The organism is Streptomyces sp. NPDC023541 (genome assembly GCF_055559995.1).
On record NZ_JBVHJO010000009.1, the window covers coordinates 242,568 to 265,932 of the forward strand.

At 73.8% G+C, this 23,365-nt stretch carries 19 protein-coding genes and 2 pseudogenes; 16 read left to right on the forward strand and 5 right to left on the reverse strand.

From position 1 onward, the window contains the following. Positions 1–94 precede the first annotated feature (94 nt). From ACZ3X1_RS23740 to ACZ3X1_RS23755, 4 genes are all read left to right on the forward strand, one after another. Positions 95–1,003, forward strand: a complete 909-nt coding sequence (locus tag ACZ3X1_RS23740; protein WP_467280948.1) for an aldo/keto reductase — start codon at positions 95–97, stop codon at positions 1,001–1,003. A gap of 111 nt (positions 1,004–1,114) precedes the next feature. Further along, a complete protein-coding gene (locus tag ACZ3X1_RS23745) occupies positions 1,115–2,626 on the forward strand; it encodes an alpha/beta hydrolase (RefSeq protein WP_467280868.1) in 1,512 nt (503 codons plus the stop codon). A 107-nt stretch (positions 2,627–2,733) separates the two neighbouring features. Beyond that, positions 2,734–3,531 carry an MBL fold metallo-hydrolase gene (locus tag ACZ3X1_RS23750; RefSeq protein ID WP_467280869.1) on the forward strand — a complete coding sequence of 266 codons (798 nt, stop codon included), beginning with the start codon at positions 2,734–2,736 and terminating at the stop codon, positions 3,529–3,531. A gap of 241 nt (positions 3,532–3,772) precedes the next feature. Beyond that, entirely contained in the window at positions 3,773–3,946 is a 174-nt protein-coding gene (locus ACZ3X1_RS23755; RefSeq protein WP_362623704.1) for a hypothetical protein, read from the forward strand. Between the two features lie 22 nt (positions 3,947–3,968). Here ACZ3X1_RS23755 and ACZ3X1_RS23760 read toward each other — a convergent pair whose 3' ends face one another. Further along, complete coding sequence (locus ACZ3X1_RS23760) at positions 3,969–5,249, reverse strand: MFS transporter (protein ID WP_467280870.1); 1,281 nt, start codon at positions 5,247–5,249, stop codon at positions 3,969–3,971. A 287-nt stretch (positions 5,250–5,536) separates the two neighbouring features. On the opposite strand from ACZ3X1_RS23760, the gene ACZ3X1_RS23765 reads away from it, so the two are divergent. The 4 genes and pseudogenes from ACZ3X1_RS23765 to ACZ3X1_RS23780 all read left to right on the forward strand — a co-directional run bounded on the left by ACZ3X1_RS23765 (position 5,537) and on the right by ACZ3X1_RS23780 (position 10,182). Then, a complete protein-coding gene (locus tag ACZ3X1_RS23765) occupies positions 5,537–6,598 on the forward strand; it encodes an AI-2E family transporter (protein WP_467280871.1) in 1,062 nt (353 codons plus the stop codon). A gap of 111 nt (positions 6,599–6,709) precedes the next feature. Continuing rightward, positions 6,710–8,737 (forward strand): prolyl oligopeptidase family serine peptidase, encoded by a 2,028-nt coding sequence (locus tag ACZ3X1_RS23770; RefSeq protein WP_390078634.1) that lies wholly within the window; start codon positions 6,710–6,712, stop codon positions 8,735–8,737. Between the two features lie 55 nt (positions 8,738–8,792). Continuing rightward, positions 8,793–8,879, forward strand: a pseudogene (locus ACZ3X1_RS23775) (hypothetical protein); the annotation flags it as partial. A 517-nt stretch (positions 8,880–9,396) separates the two neighbouring features. Continuing rightward, the gene (locus ACZ3X1_RS23780; RefSeq protein ID WP_467280872.1) at positions 9,397–10,182 is read left to right on the forward strand and encodes a class I SAM-dependent methyltransferase; all 786 of its coding nucleotides are present in this window, start codon (positions 9,397–9,399) and stop codon (positions 10,180–10,182) included. Positions 10,183–10,206: 24 nt separating this feature from the next. Here ACZ3X1_RS23780 and ACZ3X1_RS23785 read toward each other — a convergent pair whose 3' ends face one another. Together ACZ3X1_RS23785 and ACZ3X1_RS23790 are read right to left on the reverse strand one after the other, a co-directional pair. Further along, entirely contained in the window at positions 10,207–11,196 is a 990-nt protein-coding gene (locus ACZ3X1_RS23785; RefSeq protein WP_467280873.1) for an NAD-dependent epimerase/dehydratase family protein, read from the reverse strand. A gap of 79 nt (positions 11,197–11,275) precedes the next feature. After that, entirely contained in the window at positions 11,276–11,782 is a 507-nt protein-coding gene (locus ACZ3X1_RS23790; RefSeq protein WP_362623691.1) for a GNAT family N-acetyltransferase, read from the reverse strand. Positions 11,783–11,950: 168 nt separating this feature from the next. Between ACZ3X1_RS23790 and ACZ3X1_RS23795 the strand changes: the two genes are divergently transcribed. From ACZ3X1_RS23795 to ACZ3X1_RS23810, 4 genes are all read left to right on the forward strand, one after another. Next, complete coding sequence (locus ACZ3X1_RS23795) at positions 11,951–13,393, forward strand: L,D-transpeptidase (protein WP_467280874.1); 1,443 nt, start codon at positions 11,951–11,953, stop codon at positions 13,391–13,393. A gap of 94 nt (positions 13,394–13,487) precedes the next feature. Beyond that, complete coding sequence (locus ACZ3X1_RS23800) at positions 13,488–14,186, forward strand: HAD family hydrolase (RefSeq protein ID WP_467280875.1); 699 nt, start codon at positions 13,488–13,490, stop codon at positions 14,184–14,186. 678 nt (positions 14,187–14,864) lie between these two features. Next, a complete protein-coding gene (locus tag ACZ3X1_RS23805) occupies positions 14,865–15,662 on the forward strand; it encodes a 3-hydroxybutyrate dehydrogenase (protein ID WP_467280876.1) in 798 nt (265 codons plus the stop codon). A 235-nt stretch (positions 15,663–15,897) separates the two neighbouring features. Then, complete coding sequence (locus ACZ3X1_RS23810; protein ID WP_467280877.1) at positions 15,898–17,232, forward strand: serine hydrolase domain-containing protein; 1,335 nt, start codon at positions 15,898–15,900, stop codon at positions 17,230–17,232. A 78-nt stretch (positions 17,233–17,310) separates the two neighbouring features. On the opposite strand, the gene ACZ3X1_RS23815 is transcribed toward ACZ3X1_RS23810, so the two are convergent. Further along, positions 17,311–17,691, reverse strand: coding sequence for a VOC family protein (locus ACZ3X1_RS23815; protein WP_390078622.1), 381 nt, complete (start codon positions 17,689–17,691; stop codon positions 17,311–17,313). 219 nt (positions 17,692–17,910) lie between these two features. Here ACZ3X1_RS23815 and ACZ3X1_RS23820 point away from each other — a divergent pair, with 219 nt between their 5' ends. The 3 genes from ACZ3X1_RS23820 to ACZ3X1_RS23830 all read left to right on the forward strand — a co-directional run bounded on the left by ACZ3X1_RS23820 (position 17,911) and on the right by ACZ3X1_RS23830 (position 22,581). Beyond that, complete coding sequence (locus ACZ3X1_RS23820) at positions 17,911–18,768, forward strand: 2OG-Fe(II) oxygenase (RefSeq protein ID WP_467280878.1); 858 nt, start codon at positions 17,911–17,913, stop codon at positions 18,766–18,768. Positions 18,769–19,701: 933 nt separating this feature from the next. After that, positions 19,702–20,025 (forward strand): hypothetical protein, encoded by a 324-nt coding sequence (locus ACZ3X1_RS23825; protein ID WP_467280879.1) that lies wholly within the window; start codon positions 19,702–19,704, stop codon positions 20,023–20,025. Positions 20,026–20,148: 123 nt separating this feature from the next. Next, on the forward strand, positions 20,149–22,581 hold the full coding sequence (locus tag ACZ3X1_RS23830; RefSeq protein WP_467280880.1) for a SpoIIE family protein phosphatase: 2,433 nt from the start codon (positions 20,149–20,151) through the stop codon (positions 22,579–22,581). Between the two features lie 37 nt (positions 22,582–22,618). Here the strand turns inward: ACZ3X1_RS23830 and ACZ3X1_RS23835 are convergent. Then, positions 22,619–22,759, reverse strand: a pseudogene (locus ACZ3X1_RS23835) (VOC family protein); the annotation flags it as partial. 240 nt (positions 22,760–22,999) lie between these two features. Here ACZ3X1_RS23835 and ACZ3X1_RS23840 point away from each other — a divergent pair. Continuing rightward, positions 23,000–23,338: a lysine transporter LysE gene (locus tag ACZ3X1_RS23840; RefSeq protein WP_390078607.1), complete on the forward strand. Its 339-nt coding sequence runs from the start codon at positions 23,000–23,002 to the stop codon at positions 23,336–23,338. Positions 23,339–23,365 lie beyond the last annotated feature (27 nt).

A 23,365-nucleotide genomic window follows, 5' to 3' on the forward strand; every position in this document is an offset into this window, starting at 1 on the left:
CCCCCCACAGGAGACTCAACCGGGCACCCCATAGGGTGGCGGCGTGACGGACGAGCGTGTGGGCATGGGTGAGGACCGGGTGCTGTACGGGTGCATGGGCCTCGGCGGGAGCTGGGACCCCGGGCCGTACGGGTCCGGTGACATCGACGCCGCCGAGGCGGCCGTCGAGGCCGCCCTCGACAGCGGGATCACGGTCTTCGACCACGCCGACATCTACCGGCACGGCAAGTCCGAGGCCGTCTTCGGCGAGGTCCTCGCGCGGACTCCCGGCCTGCGCGAACGCATCACGCTCCAGACCAAGTGCGGGATCCGGCTCGGCGACGAGGACCGCCCGGGCATGTACGACCTGCGCGGGGAGACCGTCACGCGACGGGTGGAGGAGAGCCTCACCCGGCTGCGGACCGACGTCATCGACGTCCTGCTGCTGCACCGTCCCGACCCGCTGGCGGACGTGGACTCCATCGCGTCGGCGCTGACCTCCCTGCACCGGCAGGGCCTCGTACGGCGCTTCGGCGTGTCCAACATGGGCGCCGCGCAGATCGCCCACCTCCAGGCACGGCTGGACCAGCCGCTCGTCGCCAACCAGTTGGAGATGAGCCTGCACAGCCGCGACTGGGTCGAGGCCGGAGTCCTCCTCAACACCCCCGCGTCCGGGGGCAACGGGTTTCCGTTCGGCACGCTGGAACACTGCCGCGACCACGGCATCCGCCTCCAGGCCTGGGGCGCGCTGGCGCAGGGCCGGTTCACCGGCCGACAGCAGACCCCGGCCGAGCGGGCCACCGCCGAGCTGCTGGCCGGGCTGGCCCGGCGCAAGGAGACGACGCCGGAAACGGTCCTGCTGTGGTGGCTCATGCGGCACCCGTCGCGGATCGCACCGGTCATCGGAACCGCCCGCCCCGACCGGATCCGTGCCTGCCGGGACGCGGCCGTGCGGGAACCCGACCTCACGCACGAGGAGTGGTACGAGCTCTGGGTCACGGCCCGCGGCGTACCCCTCCCCTGAACGGCACCCGCCACACCGGCAAGCCGCGTCCGCGGTAAGGGGGTTGACCCCACCACGGCCCGACCGGCCTGCCGGATGGGAGCCCGGTGCGGGAGCGACGAGGCTTGCGCCATGACGACCTACCCGAAGAAGGCCCTGCTCCTCGCCCTCGCCGCGGCCACCGTCGCCGCGGGCCCGACCGCGACCGCCGGCCCGGCCGCCGCCCGGCCGGCCACCGCCGCGGTGCCGAAGCTCGACTGGAAGCCCTGCGCCCGACCGGGCGGCCCCACCGCCCAGGAGTGCGCCGTACTGCCCGTCCCGCTCGACTATGCCGACCCCGGCGGCCGGCAGATCCATGTGGCCGTCTCCCGCCTCCTCAGCGACCGCCCCTCGGCCCGCCGCGGCACGCTCGTCGTGATACCCGGCGGGCCGGGCGGATCCGGGGTGCAGCGCCTGACCCTGAAGGGCGCCGCCCTCCAGCGGGAGCTGGCCGGCGCCTACGACCTCGTCGCCTTCGACCCGCGCGGGGTGGGCGCCAGCACCACCGCGAGCTGCGGCCTCGACCCCGAGGACCGGTACCTGACCAGCCTGCGGTCCTGGCCCGGCCCGGACGGCGACATCACGGAGAACGTCGCGCGCTCCCGGCGCATCGCCGAGGCCTGCGACCGCAACGGCGGCCCCGAACTGCGCAGTTTCACCACCGCCAACCAGGTTCGGGACATGGACCGCCTCCGCGAGGCCCTCGGCGAACGCAGGCTCTCCGCCTGGGCGACCTCGTACGGGACGTACGTGGCGGCCCAGTACGCCCAGAAGCACCCCCGGCGTACCGACCGCTGGGTCCTCGACAGCAGCGGCGACCCCGCCCCCCGGCGGGTCGCCCGCGGCTGGCTGGCGAACATGTCGCGGGGCGCCGACGAGCGCTTCCCCGACTTCGCTGCGTGGGCGGCCCGTCCCGACCGGGACGGGGAGGGCCTGCGCCTGGCCGCACGGGCGGAGGACGTCGAGCCGCTGGTCGTCGCACTCGCGGCCCGGCTCGACAGGGAACCTCGCCCGTCGACCACCCCCGGGGTGCCGCTGACCGGCAACGGGCTGCGCCAGGCCCTCCAGAACGCCCTCTACGCCGACGCCGCCTTCCCCTCCTTGGCGCGGCTGGTCAAGGTCGCCCAGGACCCGGCGGGAACCCCCGTGCTCCCGCCCGAGCTGGCGCGGCCGGTCCGGGACGAGGACGCCGCCGTCATGGTGGGCGTCATCTGCAACGACGTCGCCTGGCCGGGAACGTCCACGGCCGCCTACCGGGCCGAGGTGGCGGAGGACCGCGCCCGGTACCCGCTCACGGCCGGCATGCCCGTCAACGTGCTGCCCTGCTCCTTCTGGAAGACCGCCCCCGCGCAGGAGCCCACCCCGATCACCGGCGACGGCCCGTCCGGCGTCCTCATGCTCCAGAGCCGCCGGGATCCGGCGACGCCGCTGTTCGGAGCCCTGAAGATGCGCGAGGCCCTGGGCGGCCGCGCCCGCATGGTGACCGTCGAGCAGGGCGGCCACGGGCTCTACCTCGGCAACGGCAACGCGTGCGGCGACCGGGCCGTCACCGACTACCTCACCACCGGCCGGCGCCCCGCCCGGGACACGTACTGCGCGAACTGATCCCACCGCCGGCCGGCGCCGGCCGGCCCGCCGCCCACGCGCGGGGACACCCGGACGGCGCCACGATGGAGGGAGGACCCGAACCCCGCAGAGCTGTGGAGATCGCCATGAGCACGCACAAGGTGGGACCGCAGACCACCGTCCTCGCGGACTGCATCGAGGTTCCGGGCATCGGATTCCTCCCGGTCAACGCGTTCGTGCTGCACGCCGGGCAGCCGGTGGTCGTGGACACCGGCCTCGGCCTGCCCGACCGGGACTTCCTGGAGGTGCTCGGTTCGGTGATCGACCCCGCCGACGTGCGGTGGATCTGGCTGACCCATCCCGACCGCGACCACACCGGGGGGCTCTTCGCCCTGCTCGAAGCCGCTCCCGAGGCCCGCCTGGTGACGACGTTCCTCGGCGCCGGGATCATGTCCACCGAGCGGCCGCTGCCCATGGACCGGCTGTACTTCCTCAACCCCGGCCAGACCCTGGACGTGGGCGACCGTACGCTCCACGCCTTCAGGCCGCCGCTGTTCGACAACCCGGCCACCGTCGGCTTCTACGACGACCGCTCCCGCACCTGTTTCAGCTCCGACTGCTTCGGCGGCCCCATGCCCACCGCGGACCTGGCGGTGAGCACGGACGTCACGCAGCTGCCGGCCGATGAGCTGAGGGCGTCCCAGCGGCTGTGGGCGAGCGTGGACAGCCCCTGGGTGCAGCTGGTGGACCCGGACCGGTTCCTGGCCACCGTGGATCCGCTGCGGACGATGGATCCGCAGACCGTCCTGTGCACGCACCTCCCACCGGCGGTGGGCCTCACCCCGCAGCTCCTCGACACCATCGCCGCGGTCCCGGGGCTCGACCCGTTCACGGGGCCGGACCAGGCCGCCCTAGCCCAGATGCTCGCGACCTTCGAACCCTGATCCGCCGGACACCCCCCGCCCCCGTCAGCACGGTGGCGCCGGGCGACCCGTACGACGTCGTTCGCACCTGCGGGGTGACGGCGGCCGCCCGGGGGCGGCTCCCCATCGGCGTTCCACCGATCTTCCCGCGCGGGCTCGTCACCCAATACCCATCCGTACTTGCGGGTACTGCGGCCGAATGGCGCCGGATTTGATAGTTCTGGACAGGTCCGGTGTGAGAAACCTGCGGGAAGGACTGGGCATGTTCGATCTACTACGCCCGGAGACCGTCATGTGCCCCTTCTGCAAGGCCACCGCCGCCGACGGCGCTGTGCGCACGCTGCGGACGGGGGCGGCCTCCCTCTCGGTGACCTGGCACGCCCTGAACTGCCCGCACTACGCGGCCGACCGGATCCTCGCGGAGAAGGAGGGCTGACAGAGCCCGCACCGGGCCCGCGTCACACGGGCTCCGCCTCCCGCGCGGCCCGGCGGCGCAGCGCGTCCTCGTCGGTGTCCGCGTCGTACGAGATCAGCTTCGGCAGCAGCGCGGCCAGCACCGCGACCGAGGCCACGCAGGCCAGACCGCCGCTCCAGAAGGCCGGGCGGGTTCCCGTCCAGCCGGCCATGGTGCCCGCCCGCACCTGGCCGAGCTGCGGGCCCACGCTGTACGAGAGCACCTCGATGCCCGCGAGCCGGCCGCGCAGTTCCTCGGGGATCGTCTGGTTCCAGATCGTGGCGCGGCCCAGCCCGCTCAGCATGTCGGCCGCGCCCGCCACGGCGAGGCAGAGCAGCACCGGCCAGATGCCGGGCGACACGCCGGCCGCCGCGATCGCCAGACCCCAGACCGTGGCCCCGAGGACCACCAGCAGCCCGTGCCGGCGTACCCGGGACACCCAGCCGCTGGTCAGTCCCAGCACCATCGAGCCCACCGCCCCGGCCGCGTACATCAGACCCAGCGCCCACACGGCGTCCAGCTCGTCCGCGAGGAAGGGGAAGATCGTGTTCGGGAAGGCGAAGAACATCGCCGCGAGGTCCACGGCGTACGTGCCCAGCAGCACCGGCCGGCTCCAGGCGTAGCGCGCGCCCTCGGCGATCCCGCGCAGCGACGGACGCTCCGCGCCCGCGACGGGCGGGGCCGGACTGAGCCGCGAGCACAGCACCACCGAGCCGAGGAAACCCGCCACGGTGACGGCATAGGCCGAGGCGTGACCGGCGTAGGCGACGACCAGGCCGGCCAGCGCGGGACCGACGATCGCGCCGAACTGGTAGCGCAGCCCGTTGAGCGCCGCGGCGGCGGTCAGCTGGTCGTGCGGCACGATCCGCGCCATCAGCGAGTCCAGGGCCGGCCGCTGCAGCCCGGCCAGGGCCGACACACCCGCGGCGACCACGTACAGCGGCCACAGCAGCGGGTCCGGCAGCAGCGCGTTCACCAGGAGGACCAGGGCCAGCACCCCGAGCCCCGCTTCGGTCAACAGGATCATCCGCCGCCGGTCGACCGCGTCCGCGAGCGCGCCCCCGTACAGTCCGAAGACGACCAGCGGGACCAGCTCCACCGCGCCCATCGCGCCGACGGCCATCGGCGAGTCCGTCAGGTGCTTGATCTGCAGCGGCAGCGCGATCATCGCCATGAAGGAGCCGAAGTACGTCACGGTCCCCTGGTAGAAGAGGAGCCGGAAGTCACGGCTGGAACGCCACGGGGCGAGGTCGGGCAGTACGGCGGTCGGTCGGGAGGTGCTCACGGAAGGCCATCGTGCGCGGCCGCCCCGATCCCGGCAAAGGATTTTTCCCGGCCCGTGCCGACCCCCCACCGGCCCGTGCCGCACTCCTTCCGGTCCCGTGCCGGATTCCAGCGGCCCGTGCCGGGTTCCACCGGCCCGGTGCCGGGCTCCGACCGGTCCCGTGCCGGACACCCACCGGTCCCGTGCCGGGACGCCGGCTCCGGACGTCGGCTTCGGGCTCCGCCCCGGACGGGCGAATCCGGGGCTCGGGGCGTGGCATCACGCGCCCGCCGTGGCACCCATGGTCCATGCCGCCGGTGTCACCGTTCCTGCGTACGGCCGCGTCGTACGCCTGGCGCCTGCTGGTCGTCGGCGCCGCCGTCTACGTGGTCTTCGCCCTGCTGGGCCGGTTCCACGAGATCGCCGTCGCGGTCTTCCTCGGCCTCGTCGTCACCGCGCTGCTCTGGGTGCCCACCCGGCGCCTCGCCACGGCCGTGCCCCGCACGATCGCCGTCGCCCTGACCCTCCTCGGCAGCGCGCTGCTCCTGCTGGGCGTGCTGACCCTGGTCGGCGAGGCGGTGGCGGGGGAGAGCACGACCCTGGCCCGGGAGTTCCGCGAGGGACTCGCCAGCATCGAGACGTGGCTGGAGAAGCCGCCCTTCCGGCTGAACCCGGACGCGCTCTCCGACGTCCAGTCCCGGATCGGCGAATACCTCTCCAGCCACCGCTCCACCGTCCTCAGCCAGGCGGTCAGCGGAGCCGGCCGGCTCGTCCACGTCCTCACCGTCCTCGCCCTCGCGGTCTTCTGCTCCTTCTTCTTCCTCCACGGCGGCGACCGGCAGTGGGCGTGGTTCTGCGACCAGCTGCCCGAGACCGCGCGGGAACGCGTGACGATCGCCGGACGCGCGGGCTGGCGCACCTTCACCGGGTACACCCACGGGATCGTCGTGGTCGCGGCGACGAACGCGGTCCTCGTCGGGCTGGCGCTGTACTTCCTCGGGGTCCCGCTGGCCGTTCCGCTGGCGCTGCTGGAGTTCTTCGCGGCCTTCGTCCCCCTCATCGGGTCACCGGTCGCGCTGGCGGTCGCCGCGGTCGTCGCCCTCGCCGCGAAGGGGCCGGTCGTCGCGGCGATCGTCGTCGCGCTGATCGTGATCATCGGCCAGATCGAGGGCCACCTGCTGCACCCGCTGGTGATGAGCCGGGCGGTCCGCCTGCATCCGCTGGTCGTGGCGATCTCGGTGGTCGCGGGCGCGATCGCCGCCGGCGTCGTCGGTGCCGTGGTCGCGGTCCCGCTGGTCTCCGTCGTCTGGTCGGTCCACTCGGCCCTGCGCGAGGCCCGCCGCACGGCAGCGCGCACGGCGGACGAGTGACCGACGGCGGTCCCGCCCGGGCCGTCGCGGCCGGCGGGCCGACTCGGGCGGCGGGACGGCGGGACGGCGGGACGGCGGACACCCGCCGGTCGCTTCCTGCACAATCGCCTGATGAGCGATGAAGACCCCTACCTGTGGCTGGAAGACGTATCCGGCGAGACCGCCCTCGCCTGGGTCCGGGAGCGCAACGCCGAGACCGTGGACGCGCTGACCGGCGACCCCGGCTTCAAGGTGCTCGAACAGGAGATGCGCGAGGTGCTGGACGACGACGGCCGGATCCCGTACGTCGTCCGCCGCGGCCGCCACCTCTACAACTTCTGGCAGGACGCCGACCACGTACGCGGCCTGTGGCGGCGGACCACCCTGGAGGAGTACCGCACGGACCGCCCGGCCTGGGAGGTCCTGCTGGACCTCGACGCGCTGGCCGACGCCGAAGGGGAGAAGTGGGCCTGGGCCGGCAGCCGGGTCCTGGCGCCCGCGCACCGGCACGCCCTGGTCCTGCTCTCCAGGGACGGCGCCGACGCCTGCGTCGTGCGCGAGTTCGACCTGGAGACCCTGGAATTCGTCACGGACGGGTTCACGGTCGCCGAGGCCAAGACGCGGATCGGGTGGATCGACCATGAGCGGGTCTGGATCGGGACGGACTTCGGCCCCGGTTCGATGTCCGCCTCCGGTTACCCGCTCCAGGTCCGCCGCTGGCGCCGCGGCACCCCCCTCGTAGACGCCGAGCTCGTCTACGAGGGCCGCCCGTCGGACCTGTCCGCCTCGGGCTGGCACGACGACACCCCCGGCTTCGAGCGGGACTTCGTCCACCGGCAGATCGACTTCTGGCACCAGCAGCTGTTCCTCCTGCCCGAGGACGCCGCCGGCTCGCCCGCGAAGATCGACGTACCGGACGACGCGAGCGCCTCGGTCCACCGGGAGTGGCTGACCGTCACCACCAGGACGCCCTGGCTCGGCCACCCCGCGGGCAGCCTGCTCGCCTTCGACTTCACCGCGTTCCAGGAGGGGGCGCGGGACGCCGAGGTCCTGTTCACCCCGGACGAGCGCACCGCGCTCGCCGGATACAGCTGGACCCGCAACCACCTCATCCTCAGCACCCGCGCGGACGTCTCCTCCGCCATGGAGCTGCTCACGCCCGGCCCGGACGGCTGGAGCCGCGCACCGCTGCCGGGCCTGCCGCCCCTGTCCACCGCCTCGGTCACCTGCACCGACCCGGACGTCGGCGACGAGTACTTCCACCACGTCTCCGGCTTCCTGCAGCCCTCCACCCTCTACCGGGGCACGGCGGGCGGCGAGGACGACAGCGAGCCCGTCAAGCAGAGCCCGGCGCTCTTCGACACCGCCGGTCTCACCGTGAGCCAGTTCTTCGCGACCTCCGCCGACGGCACCCGGGTGCCCTACTTCGTCGTCGGACCCGAGGAGCGGTCCGCACCCGGACCCACCCTGCTCTACGGCTACGGCGGCTTCGAGGTCTCCATGGTCCCCTCCTACAGCGCGGTCACCGGCCGCGCCTGGCTCGCGCGCGGCGGCACCTACGTCGTCGCCGGCATCAGGGGCGGCCACGAGTACGGGCCCGGCTGGCACCGGGCGGCGCTCGGCGCGAACCGGATCCGGGCGTACGAGGACTTCGCGGCCGTCGCCCGGGACCTCGTCGCCCGGGACATCACCACCGCGGCCCAGCTGGGCATCGAGGGCGGCAGCAACGGCGGCCTCCTGATGGGCGCGATGCTCACCCGCGAACCGGATCTCTTCGGCGCGGTCGTCGCGCACGTGCCGCTGCTGGACATGCTCCGCTTCCACAAGCTGCTCGCCGGCGCCAGCTGGATCGCCGAGTACGGCGATCCCGACGACCCGGCGGACCGGCCCCACCTGGAGGACATCTCCCCGTACCACCGGATCCGGACGGACGGGCCCGCGTACCCGCCGCTGCTCCTGCTCACCTCGACCCGCGACGACCGGGTCCATCCGGGGCACGCCCGCAAGATGGCCGCGCGGCTGCGCGAGGCCGGGCATCCCGTGCTCTTCCACGAGCACATCGGCGGCGGCCACGCGGGTGCCACCGACCACCGGCAGACGGCCTTCAACGAGGCCCTGGTCCACACCTTCCTGTGGGAGCGGCTGACCCCGTCGAAGTGAGCGGCCGCCGGGCACGCGCGCGGCGCGCCCGGCCCGTTTCGCTCGGGTCCCCGCGGTGGCGCGGCGGCGGTGTCCGGGGTCCGGCCCCGGGGGAGGACACCTCTCCGGCGGCCGGCGCCGGCGCGCCGCCATCGCCCGGGCGCTCGTGGTCGAACCCGCCGTCCTCGTGCTCGACGAGGCGGTGTCCGCCCTCGACGTGTCCGTCCGGGCGCAGGTCCTCAACCTGCTGTCGGACATCCGGCGCGACACCGGCATCGGGCCGGTCTTCGTCAGCCACGCCCTGGCGGTGGTCGGCCACATCTGCGGCAAGGCCCTGGTGACGTACCGGGGCGGACCCTGGAGCACAGCCCGGTCGCCGAGCTCCTCGCGGCGCCCCGGGACCCCTACACCCGGCTGCTGCCGGCGTCCGTGCCCCCCCGGGCCGGGATCCCGGCCCGATCGGCACGCGCCGGCGGAGCCTCGAACCCAGGCGTCCGCCGGCGCAGGCGGCCCGCCCGACGAGGTACGGCGCACGAACGCCGGGGAAACGCCAGATGACGGGAGAAAGGCGTCCCGGGGCGCCGCGCAGACATCCGTTCGGGGGATTCGGGACGCCAGTCGCCGCCGAATCCGGTTTCGTGCCCCACGATCGGCGGGTGCACCACCGGAGGGAGGACCCCATGAGCACCCCGTTCGCGTCCGCCGCCCCCTACTACGCCCGCTACCGGCCCCCGTACCCGCGGGAGCTCCACACCCTGCTGGTGGACCGCTTCGCGCTCGACGGCTCCCAGACCGTCCTGGACCTCGGCGCCGGCCCCGGCACGCTCAGCCTGCCCCTGGCCCCCCTGTCCGACCACGTGTACGCCGTCGACCCGGAGCCGGCGATGCTCGCCGAGGGGGCCCGGCTGGCCGAGGAGCGGGGCCTCACGAACATCTCGTGGCTGCGGGGCGACGACGCCGCCGTCACCCGGCTGTGCCTGCCCAGGATCGACCTGTGCGTCATCGGCAGGGCCTTCCACCGGATGGACCGCGGGCGGGTGCCGGCCGATCTGGACGAGGTGCTCGCACCCCGGGGCGGGATCGCCGTCGTCACCTCCCTGCACCGGCCCGGTGATCCGCGTCCGGCCTGGCTCACCGTCGTCGAGGAGGTGCGCGACCGTTTCCTCGGATCCGAGGCGCGTCCGGCGGACGTGGGGGCCGACTGGGACGATTTTGTCGAGCGTCTCGCGAAGTCGCCGCTCTCCCGCGTCGAGACCCACCGCTGGGAGCAGCCCCTGCGCCACACCGTGGACGAGGTGATCGGCCTCCAGCTCTCCCTCCCCGCCACCAGCCCGGCCGTGCTGGGCGACCGCATGGCCGCCTTCGGGACACAGCTGCGCCGGGCCCTGCTCGACCACGACCCCCGGGGCACGTACGACCGGACGCTGCGCATCGGGGCCGCCGTCGCGACGAGGCCGCGGCGCTGACCGGGCCCGGCCGCGCAGGGGACTTCAGCCGCCGAGGGCGGCGAGCAGTTCGCGTTCCCGGGCGGGGCTCAGGCCGGCCCGGCGGGAGCGGTCCAGGCCCTCGGCGCGCTCCCACTCCAGCAGGTCCGCGAGCATCTCCGCACGCGGCCGGTGCCGCAGCCCGGCCGCGCGCGCCGCGGCTCCGCTGCGGGCGCAGAAGCCCTCCCAGCCCGGCTCCGGCATCCACATGGCCATCGACTCCGGGCCCATGAACGGCCCGACCCCCTGGTCCAGGACCCATGTCGGGTCCGCCGACACCACCTCCCCGGTGTGGCCGGCCACGCGCCGCGACAGGTCGACCCACTCGTCGAACGGCACGACGGGCCCCACGGCGTCGTAGGTCCCGACAGTGCCCTCGCGCGCGAGGTCCAGCAGCCAGCCCGCGAGATCCCGTACGTCCACCACCTGCGTCGGCAGGCCGGGGGAGTGCGGTACGAGCATGGGCTGGTCCACCGGGCGGGCGGCACGGGCCACCCAGTACCCCGAGCGTCCGGAGTGGTCTCCCGGGCCGCCGATCAGGCCGGCCCGCGCGACGGCGAGACGGTCCCCGACGGCGGCGCGCACGGCCGCTTCACAGGCGACCTTGGCCTCCCCGTACTGCTCCCGCCCCACGTACTGCTCCTGCGTGGGCGCCAGGAGCGCCGCCGACTCGTCGGCGCCGACCGTGCGGTGATCGGCGTAGGCGCTGACCGACGAGACGTACGTCCAGTGCCGGGTCCGCTCCGCCAGCGCCACAAGCGCGTCGCGGACGAACGCAGGCTGCCAGGACACCTCCACCACCGCGTCCCAGTCGCGGTCGAGGAGCCCGGCGTAGGCGGCCCCGTCCTTCCGGTCCGCCGCCACCAGGCGTGCGCCGGGGGCGACTTCGCCACTCTCACCGCGCGCCAGGCACGTCACCGTGTGCCCGCGCTCCACCGCCTGCCGGGTGATCTCACGGCCCAGCCACGCGGTTCCGCCCAGTATCAGAAGATCCATCGACCCACCCCAGCACACGGCCGACGCGAACGCGACCCCGGTTCGCGGTCGGCGAAGGGCGCGGGGATCCGCTCCGGGCTCAGAGGTCGCGCCGCATGCACACGCGCGGCCACCGGTCCAGGCCGTGGGCCGCCTCGCGGGCGCGGATCTCCCGCAGGCCTCGGGTGAGCGCGTCCTCGCCGAGAGGGCGGAAGCCGCAACGGGCGTAGTACGGGGCGTTCCACGGCACCTCGGTGAAGGTGGTGAGCGTCAGCGCGGGCACGCCCTCGCGCACGGCGACCTCCGCCAGGTGCTCCAGTAGCGACCGGCCGACACCCCGGCGCGCGTGGTCGGGATGCACGGACACCTGCTCCACGTGGAGGTTGCCCTCGACGCGCTCGGCGATCAGATAGGCGACCGGGGCGTCGGCGCCGTCCACCGCCACCCAGGCGAGCCCGGCCTCCCGATAGGGGGCGAGCTCGTCGAGCGTCAGGGGCTCGTCGGCGGCGATCTCCGGCATGCCGATGTCCCGGAAGCAGCGCCCGGCCGCCCTCTCGATGTCCTGGAGGACCGTCAGTTCGTCCGGATGCACCGCGCGTACAGGCATGACGGCATTGTCCGCCGCGGAGCCGTCCGGGGGCACGCGAGTTTCCGCGGCCCCGGCCGCCGCGCTCTGTGCTCCGTCCGAGTCACTTCGGGTGCCCGTTCGGCCCCAGCCCCGAGCCGCATGATCATCATGTTGACGATCCATCGGTTTGATACGGCTATGCCACGAATGCGACGGACACGACCGACCAAGGCGTGGGGCGCCCTGGCCGCGGTGACGGGGGCTATGCTGGTCGTCGCCGCAGCGCCGGGCCGGGCGCCCGACGAGACCTCCGCGGACGCGAAAGCCGCGGGGCCCCCGCGGGAAGCGGCGGTCACCCTGCTGGTGGGCAGAGTGCTGGAAGGGGCACACGGGGCGGGCGAAGGGCGGTGTGCGGCCCGGGTGTTCCGGCCCGGGCTGTGCAGCGGCTGGCAGGAGCAGCGGGTACGGGCCACCGCGGGCGGGGTGGGATCCGTACTCAAGGAGCCGGTCCTCGCCGAGGCCGCTCGCGACGCCCAGGCTCAGGTACTGGCCACCGACTCCGGCGGGCCCCTGGAGATCACCCTCACCGAACCGGGCCGCATCACGGACGTGACCGTCCGCGACGGGCACGGCCGCCACCTGGCCGGTGCGCTCGGCCCGCACAGCGACCGCTGGCTGAACACCGAGTCGCTGCGCGCGGGGGAGACCTACACCGTCCAGGTCGGTGCGCAGGACGCGGCCGGCACCCCGGTCGGCGTGACCATGGCCTTTCGGACCGAGCCGCCCGCGGACGGGGGCCGGCTGACCGTCGAGTTCGGGCCGGGCCCCGGCACGTACGGGGTCGGCGAGATCGTGACGGCAGCCCTCAGCAAGCCCGTTCCGGCCGACGACCCCGTGGCGCGGGCCCGGCTGGAGCAGGCGCTGGAGGTCACCTCGGAGCCGCACGTCGAGGGCGCCTGGCACTGGGTCGACGATGCGAACCTGCACTTCCGGCCCCGTACCTACTGGCCCGCGCACACGGTGGTGCGCGTCCGCAGCGGACTCGACGGGGTCGAGGTCGGCGACCACGCCTACGGAGGCCCCTCGAAGGACCTGGAGTTCACCATCGGGGACCGCATCGAGGCCGTCACCGACTCCGCCACCCACCGCATGACCGTGCGCCGCAACGGACGCGTCATCAGGACGATCCCGGTCACCACCGGCAAGGAGGGCTTCAGGACCCGCAGCGGCATCAAGGTCGTACTGCGCAAGGAGTCCAAGGTCCGCATGCGCGGCGACACCGTCGGCATCCAGCGCGGCACCAAGGAGTTCTACGACCTGCCCGTCTCCTACGCGACGCGGGTCACCTGGAGCGGCGAGTACATCCACGCGGCGCCCTGGTCGGTGGAGTCGCAGGGCGAGGAGAACGTCAGCCACGGCTGCACGGGCATGAGCACCGAGAACGCCGCCTGGTTCTTCGAGACCGTCCGCGAGGGGGACATCGTGGAGGTGGTCAACAGCGGTGGAGCGAAGATGGCACCCTTCGACAACGGCTTCGGCGACTGGAACGTGGACTGGCGGAGCTGGCTGGCCGGCAGCGCCCTGGCCGACGTGGACGCGGCGCCGCAGGACTCACCGCTCACCCCGTCCCACCTGCACCCGACCACCTGAGCCCGGGTATCGGGGCCCTGAGGTACGCCGGGCCGCTCCCCGGTGGTGATCCACCCGAACGCCAACCGAGCACGGTCCGGCTTACGATCAGCGCATGATCACAGGAGTGATGTTCGATTTCTCCGGGACGCTGCTGCGCATCGAGTCGACCGAGGACTGGCTCGGCGCCGGCCTGGCGGCGACCGGTGTCCGGCTGTCCGACGAGGAGTTCCGCGCGACGGCGGGGCGGCTGACGGAGTACGGCGCGCTGCCGGGCGGTTGCGCACCCCGGCGGATGCCCCCGCACCTCGAAGCGCTGTGGGCGGAACGGGACGTGAGCGCCGGTCAGCACCGGGCGGCCTACGGCGGCCTGGCGCTGGCGGCCGGCCTGCCGGAGCCCGAGCCGGAGCTGGCCCAGGCGCTCTACGACCGCCACATGAGCCCCGCCGCCTGGCGGCCCTACCCGGACACCGGCCCGACGCTGCGCGAACTGCGGCGGCGGGGCATCCCCGTGGCCGTCGTGAGCAACATCGGATGGGACCTGCGGCCGATCTTCCGCACGCACGGCTTGGACGAGCTGGTCGACGCCTACGTGCTCTCCTACGAACTGGGCGTCCAGAAGCCCGATCCGCTGATCTTCCGGACCGCCTGCGAACGGCTCGGCCTGCCGCCCGCCGAGGTGCTGATGGTCGGGGACAACCGCCGCGCGGACGGCGGCGCCGCGGCGCTCGGCTGCCCGGTGCACTTCGTCGACCACCTGCCGGTCGACCGGCGGCCGAACGGCCTCACCCCCCTCCTGGACCTGCTGGGATAGCCCCCGGGTCGTCGTCGACGTTCCACCGGTCCGGCAGCGGCCCGTCGCAGAACACGCACGCGAAGTCCTGCTCGCGCACGATGCCGAGCTCCCGGCAGCGGGGACACCTGCGGAACACCACGCGTGCGAACCAACCCGGTTGCCCGGGGCCGGCCGCGTGCGGCGCGTCCGCGACCGCCTCCCACGAGCGGACGTCGGGGCAGTAGCCGGTCGACTGGTTGCTGACCTCGCCGACCGCCCACGCCCCGCCCGCCCGGGAGAACCCCGCCCCCCGGCGGCCAGGACCGCCGCACCGCCCGCACACACGACGTGCTCACTGCGCCGCGGTGCGAGTCGGAGCAGGCCGGCGGTGTCGACGACGAACGTGAACGGCTCGGCGAGATCCGCGCCGGCAGTGTCGACACCCACTCCTCGAAGTCCGCCGCCGACCGGACGCCGCGGCCCCGGCTCCCGGGGGGCGGACCAGTGACAGCGGTCCGGCCGGCCCCGCGTACCGGTAGGCCCGGTGGGAGCGCCCTCGTACACCCGTGGGGGACACCGTGGACGAAGTGCCCGGACGCAGGCGCTGTGCCGTCCTCGGCCCCATGGTCGGCCGGTGGCGGCCGCCACACCCCGCCGGCGGACTGTGGTGCGCCCGCACATGGGACCGGACCCGGGTCGTCGCCGATGATTCCCGCCATGACGAGCGCCCTCCCTCCCGTGTTCCACGGGCCAGCAGCCGCATCAGCCGTCGTCGACCTGGCGGGTCGTACCGCCATGGTGACCGGGGCAGGCAGCGGCATCGGACGGGCCTGCGCCACCGCGCTCGCCGCGGCCGGGGCTCACGTGCACGTCGTGGACATCGACGCCGCGGCGGCCGGTACCGTCGCCGAGGCGATCGGCGGCCGGGCCCACGTCGCCGACCTGGCGCGGGCCGCCCCGATCGGCGAACTCCCCGCCGATGTCGACATCCTGGTCAACAACGCCGGACTCCAGCACGTCGCGCCCCTGGCCGAATTCCCCCCGGACCGCTTCGAACTCATCCAGCGGGTGATGGTCCACGCCCCCTTCCTCCTGCTCCGCCGGATCCTGCCGCACATGTACACCCGGGGCTGGGGCCGCGTCGTCAACATCTCCAGCGTGCACGGGCTGCGCGCCAGCGCCTTCAAGGCCGGCTACGTGACCGCGAAGCACGCCCTCGAAGGACTGAGCAAGGTCACGGCCGTCGAAGGCGCGCCGCACGGGGTCACCAGCAACTGCGTGAACCCCGGCTACGTCCGCACGCCGCTGGTGGAGCGGCAGATCGAGGCCCAGGCGGCCGCCCACGGGATCGACGCGGACCGGGTCGTCAGCGAGGTGCTGCTCGGCCGCTCCGCCGTCAAACGGCTGATCGAACCGGAGGAGGTGGCCGCCGCCGTCCTCTGGCTCTGCGGCCCCCACACCGGCTACCTCACCGGCGCCTCGATCCCGCTGGACGGCGGCTGGACCGCGACATGAGCGGCGCGCGGCCAGCCGCGACGTGACAAATGTAATGGGCTGTCAAGGTGTCGCTCCTTCTGGAGGTTGACGCCTGGTTCGTCCTGGCGGAGGAAGTTCCGCGGCGGCCGGTCGCGAAGAATCGAGGGGTACCGATCACCGGATCACCGGATCACCGGATCACCGGATCACCGGATCACCGGATCACCGGATCACCGGATCACCGGCCCCAACGGGCCGCCGACGAGGAGCCGCCATGAGCCACCCCCGTCCCGTCGACCGACCCTTGCGGCGGCTGCGCCGCGCGGCCTCGGCGACCGCCGCAGCCGCGGCCCTGCTGGCGGGCCTCGCTCCCGCCGCGAGCGCCGCGGGTCCGGGTGCACCGGCAGCCGAGGCACCGGCCGCCGGCCGCCGCCTCGACCGGGCCGAGCTCCAGGCCAGGCTCGACGCGGTCCGGGACGCGGGCGTGTACGGCGTCTTCGCCGCGGCCCGCGACGGCCGTGAGCGCTTCGACGCCGCCTCCGGCACCGCGGACCTCACCACCGGGCGCCCGGTCCGCTCCGACCTCCGCCACCGGGTCGGCAGCGTCACCAAGACGTTCACCGCCGTCGCCGTGCTCCAGCAGAACGCCAAGGGCCGCATCGAGCTGGACCGGCCGGTCGGCGACTACGTGCCCGACCTCCTGCCCGGCGAGCGCGGCCGCAAGGTGAGCGTGCGCATGCTCCTCAACCACACCAGCGGCATCGAGGACTACATCGCTGACGCCTTCCCCTCGCTCCGGCAGGGCACCACCACCAGCCTGGACGACCACCGCTTCCGCACGATCCGGCCCACCGAGCTGATCGGCTACGGGGTGGCCCGGCCACAGCGGTTCGAACCCGGCACCGACTGGAGCTACTCCAACACCAACTACATCCTGCTGGGCGAGATCCTGCGCAAGGTGACCGGCCGGGACCCGGAGCGGCTCATCGCCGAGGACGTCATCCGGCGGGCCGGCCTGCGGGACACCTACTTCCCCGGCACCGACCCGTACATCCGCGGTGCCCACCCCCGCATGTACGAGAGCTTCTACGGGCTCATCGACCCGCCGCGCGACTACAGCGTCTACAACATGACCTGGGGCGGCACCGCGGGAGCCCTCGTCTCCACCCCGCAGGACCTGAACACCTTCTACCGGGCCCTGCTGGCCGGCGACCTGCTGCCGCGCCGCCAGCTGGACCAGATGCGCACCACCTACGACGTCAAGGACGAAACGGGAGCGGTGGTCCTGCGCTACGGCCTCGGCATCTTCTCCCTCGAAACGCCCTGCGGCCCGGCCTGGGGCCACGACGGCGGCGTCTGGGGCGCCGGCACGATAGCCCTGTCCAGCCCGGACGGCAGCCGGCAGTTCGCCCTCGGACACAACCTGACGAAATACCAGCGCGTCAACGAGGCGGGCACCGCATTCGACCCGCACCCGGCCGACGCCGCCATGCGCGACTACCGCGACCAGGCCCTGTGCGGCAGGACCGCGCCGCGGCCTCCGAGCAAGGATTCCATCGAGGGCCCGGCAGCCCTGTCACCGGCCCTTCCGGCACTCCGCGCCCGCTGAACCAGGTCGTGCCGGCCAGGCCGTCTCTCGCGGATGGTGCCGGGCAGCGCGGGCCCGGCACGATCCGCAAGAGACGCCTCAGGCCCCGCCCACCTCGAGCACGGACAGGACGTTCCCGGCCGGGTCCTTGAACCAGGCGATCGGGGGCCCGCCTTCGTCCCGGGAGATCCCCTTCTCGTTCTGCCCGAAGCCGTCGTAGCGCTCGAAGGCCACACCGCGCGCGCCGAGGTCGTCGACGGCCCGGTCGATGTCGGCCACCGGGAAGTTGAGCACGGTGAAGGTCGCCGGGGTGTGGTTGTCCTTGGGGTACACCAGCACGTCGGCGCCCCCGCCGAGGTGCAGCGACAGCATCCCGTTCTCCTCCGAGACCCGCAGGCCGAGGGTGGAGCCGTAGAAGTCCTTCGCGGCGTCGATGCTGTCGACCGAAAAACCGCTGAATGCCTTGCTGTCTGCGAGCATGGTCTCTCCCTCCGCCTGTCCCGGCCCGGCCGAACGCGGCCCGCCCGCTCCATCGTCCCCCCGGAAGCCGCCCCCCGCACGGCCGCCGAGGGGCCGGCAAGATCCGGAAGGGGCGGGCCCGCCCGCGCCCGTAGCGCATGGCGCCGGGCCGGTGTTCCACCGTGCGCCCCCCATGTGCCCCTTCGGTGGCTCCCGCCACCGCGCGTACGGTTCCTGGCCATGAGCGGATACGCGATGGAATCGGCCACCCCGGCGGAAATCGGCACCCAGTCCCTGCCTCCCTCAGATCAGTGGTCCACGGCCCCCGTGGTACCGGCGCCGGTGTGCCGCTTCGAGAACTTCCTCGGCGCCGAACGCGCCGGCACCCTGCTGTCGTACGCGATCTCCCGGGAGGCCGACTTCAACGCGGGGACGGTCCTCGACCCCCTCTCGGGCCAGGTCTCCCACAAGGGCCGCAGCTCCCTCGTCCTCCCCGTCACCAGCTCGGTGTTCAGCGCGCACCTGGCGGACTGCCTGCCCCTCGTCCAGGAGATCCTCGGCCACCGGGCGGCGCTCACGCAGACCCTGACGGTCCTGACGTCGCACGGCGAAGGAGGCCACTACGGCATCCACACCGACGCCTCACGGGTCCGCGACGTCGGTTCGGCCCTCTCCGCGGTGTACTACCTCCACCGCGAGCCGCGCGGTTTCGGCGGCGGCCAGCTCCGGCTCTACGACACCCTGCTCGTCGACGGCGGTGCCCGGCCGGCGGAGTCCTACCGCACCATCGAGCCCGAGCACGACACCATCGTCTTCTTCCCGGCCGGCGCCTTCCACGAGGTCGTCCCGTCGACCTGCCCCAGCGGGCACTTCGCCGACCACCGCTTCACCCTCACCACATGGATCAGCGGCACCGGGCCCGCAGCCGCGGGAGCCGCCGAGACGTTCCGCATCTGGCCCTGGCTGGCCCACGCGGCCGAACGCACCCGCCCGCTCGCGGACGTGGAGCACGACCACGACGGCGCCAGCCCCATCGCCCTGCCGGCCGCGGACCCGGCCACTCGCCTCACGCTCCCCGCGCCCCGCGGGACGACGTAGGGGGCGACCCGGCCGGAGCCCGCATCTTCAACATCCTCTCCGAGGGCCAGTGGGGCGAGGTGGCCCAGATCAACGCCGGATACCTGGACCAGAACACCACGCTGGTGACGCTCAGCGTCGGCGGCAACGACGCACGCTTCGCCGATGTCATCGGCAAGTGCATCGACATCCCGATTCCCGCGCTGACCACCTGCCCGTACGCCGAGCTGGACAACATCGATCCCACCAACGGGGAGAAGAGCGGCGGTAGGACGGGGAACCTGAAGGACTGGGCGCCGAAGTGGCTGCACGACTCGGTGCGGCCGCAGATCGTCAAGACGCTCAACGCCGTCCACACCAGGGCGCCGTACGCGAAGGTGGTCCTCATGGGCTGTCCGCGCCTGGCGGAGAAGGACCACGGCTGCCTTCCCGGCGCCTATGAGAACGGCGAGAACGACTGGGTCCGCACCGTGGCGGACACTCTCGCGACCGAGATGAAGGGAGCCACGCAGGACGTCGGCTCGTGGGCGGTGTTCTCCGACCCGCGGAGCACATTCGACACCAAGGCGATCTGCGGTAATCCCGAGACCGTCCACGGCATCGTGATGACGGGCCGGGAGAAGGCGGACGAGGACGCACCGAAGCCGTCGATGCCGTCGATGCAGTCCTTCCACCCCAAGCCCGCGGGAGCCCGCGTCTACGCGGACACCCTGGAGCAGACGCTTTCCGGCAGTGACGGACCACTGATCCGGGGGCCTGAGTACGCGTACTCAGGCCCCCGGCCACCGACGACGCAAAGCTGTGGCCATGACTCCCGCGCATCCCGTGAACCCCCCCGCACCCGGACCGGCGGCCCGCCCTGCCCGGGGCGGCCGCGGCCGCCGCCACCGGCGCGGTCCTCGCCTTCGCCGCCGTGCGGTTCTTCACCTGGCTGGAGCGCCACGACGAGTAGGCGTGCGCGACGACGGACGGCCTCTGCTGGACCTGGTGGGACTGGCCGCCGTCCCCCTCACCCTCACGGCCGCCCTGATCACCCTGATGGCCGTCTACGAACGGCTGGAGATCGCGCCACGGGTCGCGGTCCTCCTGCCGACCGTCCTGCTGGCGCCGCTGCCGCTCGCCGCCGCGGTCGATTGCCGCCGGCTGGTGGGCCGCCACCCTCGGGGGCGCGGCTGGGCCGGTTCGCTCGCACTGGCCGCGTGGGACCGCCACCGGACCCCGGCCCTCGCGGCCTCGGCCGCCCTCCTCCTCGCCTCGATCGTCGCGCTGTACCGCTGACCCGCTGGGCTCCGTACTCGCCGCCCCAGCGCCCCCCGAGTCGCCCGAAGGGTCCAGGGCGCGACAGCATGGAGGGAGACCCGGCGCTCGACGGGACGGCCTCGGGAGGAGGCGACACGGCCAGTGACCAGGCATCGCTTTGCGTTCTGCGGGGCTCAGCTCGCCGCCGTCTACGTGGCCGCCGACCAGGACAGGGAGCTCCATCTGGCCGAGCTGACCGGAAACCGCGGGGTCCTCTACGGACTGCCGGCCATCCTGGCCGTGGCCGGCCACTCACCCGCCGCCAACGCCTTCCGCTCCGGCCGCCCGCTGTGGCTGACGCCGAAGGAACTCGCCGCGTTCATCGAGGAGGACCCCCACCACTTCCCCACCCGGGTCCGCAACGGCGCTCCGAGCTCCCCGGCCAGGATCTCACTGGGCGCCCTCCCCCTGGGACACGGCGACCAGGAGCTCGGATGCCTCGTCGTCGCCGGCGACGTCGGCGAGGGCTTCAGCGCCGACGACCGCAGCCTCCTGGAGCTGTACGCCGACCAGGTGGCCGCCGGACTCGAATCGGTCGCGGCCCGCTTCGCCGGACGCAGGGCGCCCCAGGCACACCTGGTCCAGTCACTCGTCCCCGACCAGGGCGGCGCCTTCATCCTGGACCTGGACACCGGCCGCATGGAGGCCCACGCGCACGTGCTGGAACTGCTCGGCCTGTCTCCCGAGCAGTTCGACGGGCAGGTGGAGAGCCTGCTCGCCTGCGCCGTCCCGGACGACATGCCGGCCCTGATGGCCGTCGTGGAGCCCGACCGGCTGGCCGCCGACGGACAGCAGCTGGCGTTCCGTATCCGCCGCCCGAACGGCGAGCTGCGCTGGCTGGGCCTGCGCTGCCGGGTGGAGGTGGACCCCGACGGCACACCGCGGCGCGTCCTGGGCGTGGTCGCCGACGCCTCTTACCTGCGGCCCAGCGCCGACGAGGTCTCTCTCGTCCAGCGCCTGTCAGCCACCCTCGCGGGAGCCGCGACCATCCGGGAGGTCAGCCGGCTGGCGGCCGCCGCCCTGCGCGAGCCGCTCGGCGCCTCCCGGGTCGCGGTCGGCGAACTGGAGCCCGAGCGGCTCATCGTCACCGCCCTCGACCCCCCGGAGCCGGACGCCTGGCCCGAGGTCTGGCGTGCGGAGTGGCGCTCCGAGTGGCCCGACGTGTCCCTCGGCGACCTGCCCACCCTGCGGAGCGCGCTCCGCGCCGGTCACATGAGCCTGTGGCCGCCGGGCGCGGCACTCGAGCCCGGCCTCCTGGGCGTCGGCCCCGGCGGCCTCGCGGTGCTCCCGCTGCCCGCCGAAGGCAGGATGATCGGCGTGTGCCTCGTGGGCTGGGACGCGGAGCACCGGTTCGCACCGGAGGAGCGGTCACTGCTCACCGCGACCGCCGGACTGGTGGGGCAGGCCCTCGTACGCGCCCACGCACTGGACGCGCGCCACGAACTCGCCACCATGCTCCAGCGCAGCCTGCTGCCCCGCAAGCTCCCGGAGCTGCCGGGCGGCGTCGCTGTCGCCCGCTACCTGCCCGCGACCGCGGGGCTCGAGGTCGGCGGCGACTGGTACGACGTCATCCCGCTCGGCGACGGCCACGTGGCGTTCGTCATCGGGGACGTACAGGGGCACAGCGCCGGAGCCGCCACCATCATGGGCCAGATGCGCACGGCGGTCAGGGCCTACGCGGTGGAGGGCCACCCGCCCGACGTGGTGGTCGCCCGCGCCAACCGCCTGCTCGTCGGCATGGAGACCGACCTCTTCGCCACGTGCACGTACGTGGACCTCGACATGGAGGAGGGCATCGCCAGGACCGTGAGGGCCGGCCACCTGCCGCCGGTGGTGCGCCACCCCGACGGGGTCACCGAGGAGATGGCGGTCGAGGGCGGGCCGCCCCTGGGCGTGCTCGCCGAAGCCGAGTTCCCGATGACCGAGACGGGGCTGCTCCCCGGAACCCTGCTCGTCCTGTTGACGGACGGCCTGGTCGAGTCCGCCCGGCTGCCCCTGGAGGAGGGCATGCGGCGGGTGTGCGAGAGCCTCGTCGCGGCCGACCCGGCCGACGCAGGAGGCGTCGCCGACGAGCTGGTCATGGGCGTGGGCCGGCGCGACGACGACGTGGCGCTCCTGCTGCTGCGCTACGACGGCACCCGAGGCCGGCCCAAGCGGAGCCACTGGACGGTGTGGCGGCTGCCCAAGGCGGTCCTGCATGCGCGCCGCTTCACGGCGCGCATGCTGCGGTCCTGGGGAGTGGTGGAGGAACTCGACACGGCCTTGCTGATCGTGTCCGAACTGGTCACCAACGCCATCGCGCACACGCAGGGCGAGGTGGGAATGGACCTGACCCTGTCGACGGACCGGCTGCGCATCGCCGTGAACGACGCGTCGCCGCGCAGCCCCGTCAAACCGGTGTCGGTGAGCTGGGAGTCGACGGGCGGCCGCGGCCTGCTCATCGTCGAGGCGACGGCAATGGCCTGGGGCTCGGTGCCCCTCAGCGGCGGCAAACAGGTCTGGGCCGAAATCCCCTGGCACGCCCCGACCGGCTGACGCGGGTCACTGTGAGGGGGAGCGGTGACGAGGCGCCCAAATACGTCGCTCCGAGCCGCCAGCTCCGTCCGCCGCTCCAGCTCTGGAACGGCGTGTGGCCGAGGGCCTCCAGCAGCCAGCCGAAGGAGGCGACGGCCCTGCCGAGGTCGGGCACCCAGATCTCGACATGGTGCAGCATCCCGCCGACAGGCCGAGCCGTGCCGGACGCCGGCCGCGGCTCGGGGCCGGCTGACGGCATATCGGACATCGCCCGCCCTCCTTCCTCAGGCACCGGTGACGCAACTCCCCATGATGGCGCATGTCCCATGACCTGGCCCGGACCTCCTCGGCCCGGTGCCCGGCAACCTTCCGGGCCCCCCACGGGTCCTACGTGCCGGGGCCGCGCGCAGGGCCGCGGCAGACACACGACGGGGGAGCCGTGGGCGTCCGCAGGGTGGCGAAGGGAGTCAGCGACTTCCTGGTGGAGACGGTGGGCGAAGTGGTGGCCGAGGTGCTCCTGAGCCTGCTCGCCTGCGCCTTGCTCGGCGCGCTGGTTCTGATCGCCCACCTGAGCTGGTCCTTCAGCCCTCGCGTGACCCTCGCGGGCGCCGGACTCCTGAGCCTGGCCCTCGCCCACGGCGCCTGGACTGCCTTCCGCGCCCCGGCGAAGGGCCGCGGCCGTCGAGGGCTCGCGGCCGTGACCTCGTTCGGCTTCCTCCTGACCGCCGCGACCGCCGCCTACCTGTTGTTCTACGCCACCGGCTGCGACTGCCCGTGAACGCCGCAGAAGCGACGCGGCGCCGGC

What these genes read in the sequence shown, in the direction of transcription:
- ACZ3X1_RS23750 (WP_467280869.1), top strand. Translation starts at nt 2,734, where the DNA reads ATGAGCACGCACAAGGTGGGACCGCAGACCACCGTCCTCGCGGACTGC.
- ACZ3X1_RS23765 (WP_467280871.1), top strand. Translation starts at nt 5,537, where the DNA reads ATGCCGCCGGTGTCACCGTTCCTGCGTACGGCCGCGTCGTACGCCTGG.
- ACZ3X1_RS23805 (WP_467280876.1), top strand. Translation starts at nt 14,865, where the DNA reads ATGACGAGCGCCCTCCCTCCCGTGTTCCACGGGCCAGCAGCCGCATCA.
- ACZ3X1_RS23810 (WP_467280877.1), top strand. Translation starts at nt 15,898, where the DNA reads ATGAGCCACCCCCGTCCCGTCGACCGACCCTTGCGGCGGCTGCGCCGC.
- ACZ3X1_RS23740 (WP_467280948.1), top strand. Translation starts at nt 95, where the DNA reads ATGGGCCTCGGCGGGAGCTGGGACCCCGGGCCGTACGGGTCCGGTGAC.
- ACZ3X1_RS23780 (WP_467280872.1), top strand. Translation starts at nt 9,397, where the DNA reads ATGAGCACCCCGTTCGCGTCCGCCGCCCCCTACTACGCCCGCTACCGG.
- ACZ3X1_RS23820 (WP_467280878.1), top strand. Translation starts at nt 17,911, where the DNA reads ATGAGCGGATACGCGATGGAATCGGCCACCCCGGCGGAAATCGGCACC.
- ACZ3X1_RS23800 (WP_467280875.1), top strand. Translation starts at nt 13,488, where the DNA reads ATGATCACAGGAGTGATGTTCGATTTCTCCGGGACGCTGCTGCGCATC.
- ACZ3X1_RS23795 (WP_467280874.1), top strand. Translation starts at nt 11,951, where the DNA reads ATGCGACGGACACGACCGACCAAGGCGTGGGGCGCCCTGGCCGCGGTG.
- ACZ3X1_RS23785 (WP_467280873.1), bottom strand. Translation starts at nt 11,196, where the DNA reads ATGGATCTTCTGATACTGGGCGGAACCGCGTGGCTGGGCCGTGAGATC.
- ACZ3X1_RS23790 (WP_362623691.1), bottom strand. Translation starts at nt 11,782, where the DNA reads ATGCCTGTACGCGCGGTGCATCCGGACGAACTGACGGTCCTCCAGGAC.
- ACZ3X1_RS23770 (WP_390078634.1), top strand. Translation starts at nt 6,710, where the DNA reads ATGAGCGATGAAGACCCCTACCTGTGGCTGGAAGACGTATCCGGCGAG.
- ACZ3X1_RS23745 (WP_467280868.1), top strand. Translation starts at nt 1,115, where the DNA reads ATGACGACCTACCCGAAGAAGGCCCTGCTCCTCGCCCTCGCCGCGGCC.
- ACZ3X1_RS23815 (WP_390078622.1), bottom strand. Translation starts at nt 17,691, where the DNA reads ATGCTCGCAGACAGCAAGGCATTCAGCGGTTTTTCGGTCGACAGCATC.
- ACZ3X1_RS23755 (WP_362623704.1), top strand. Translation starts at nt 3,773, where the DNA reads ATGTTCGATCTACTACGCCCGGAGACCGTCATGTGCCCCTTCTGCAAG.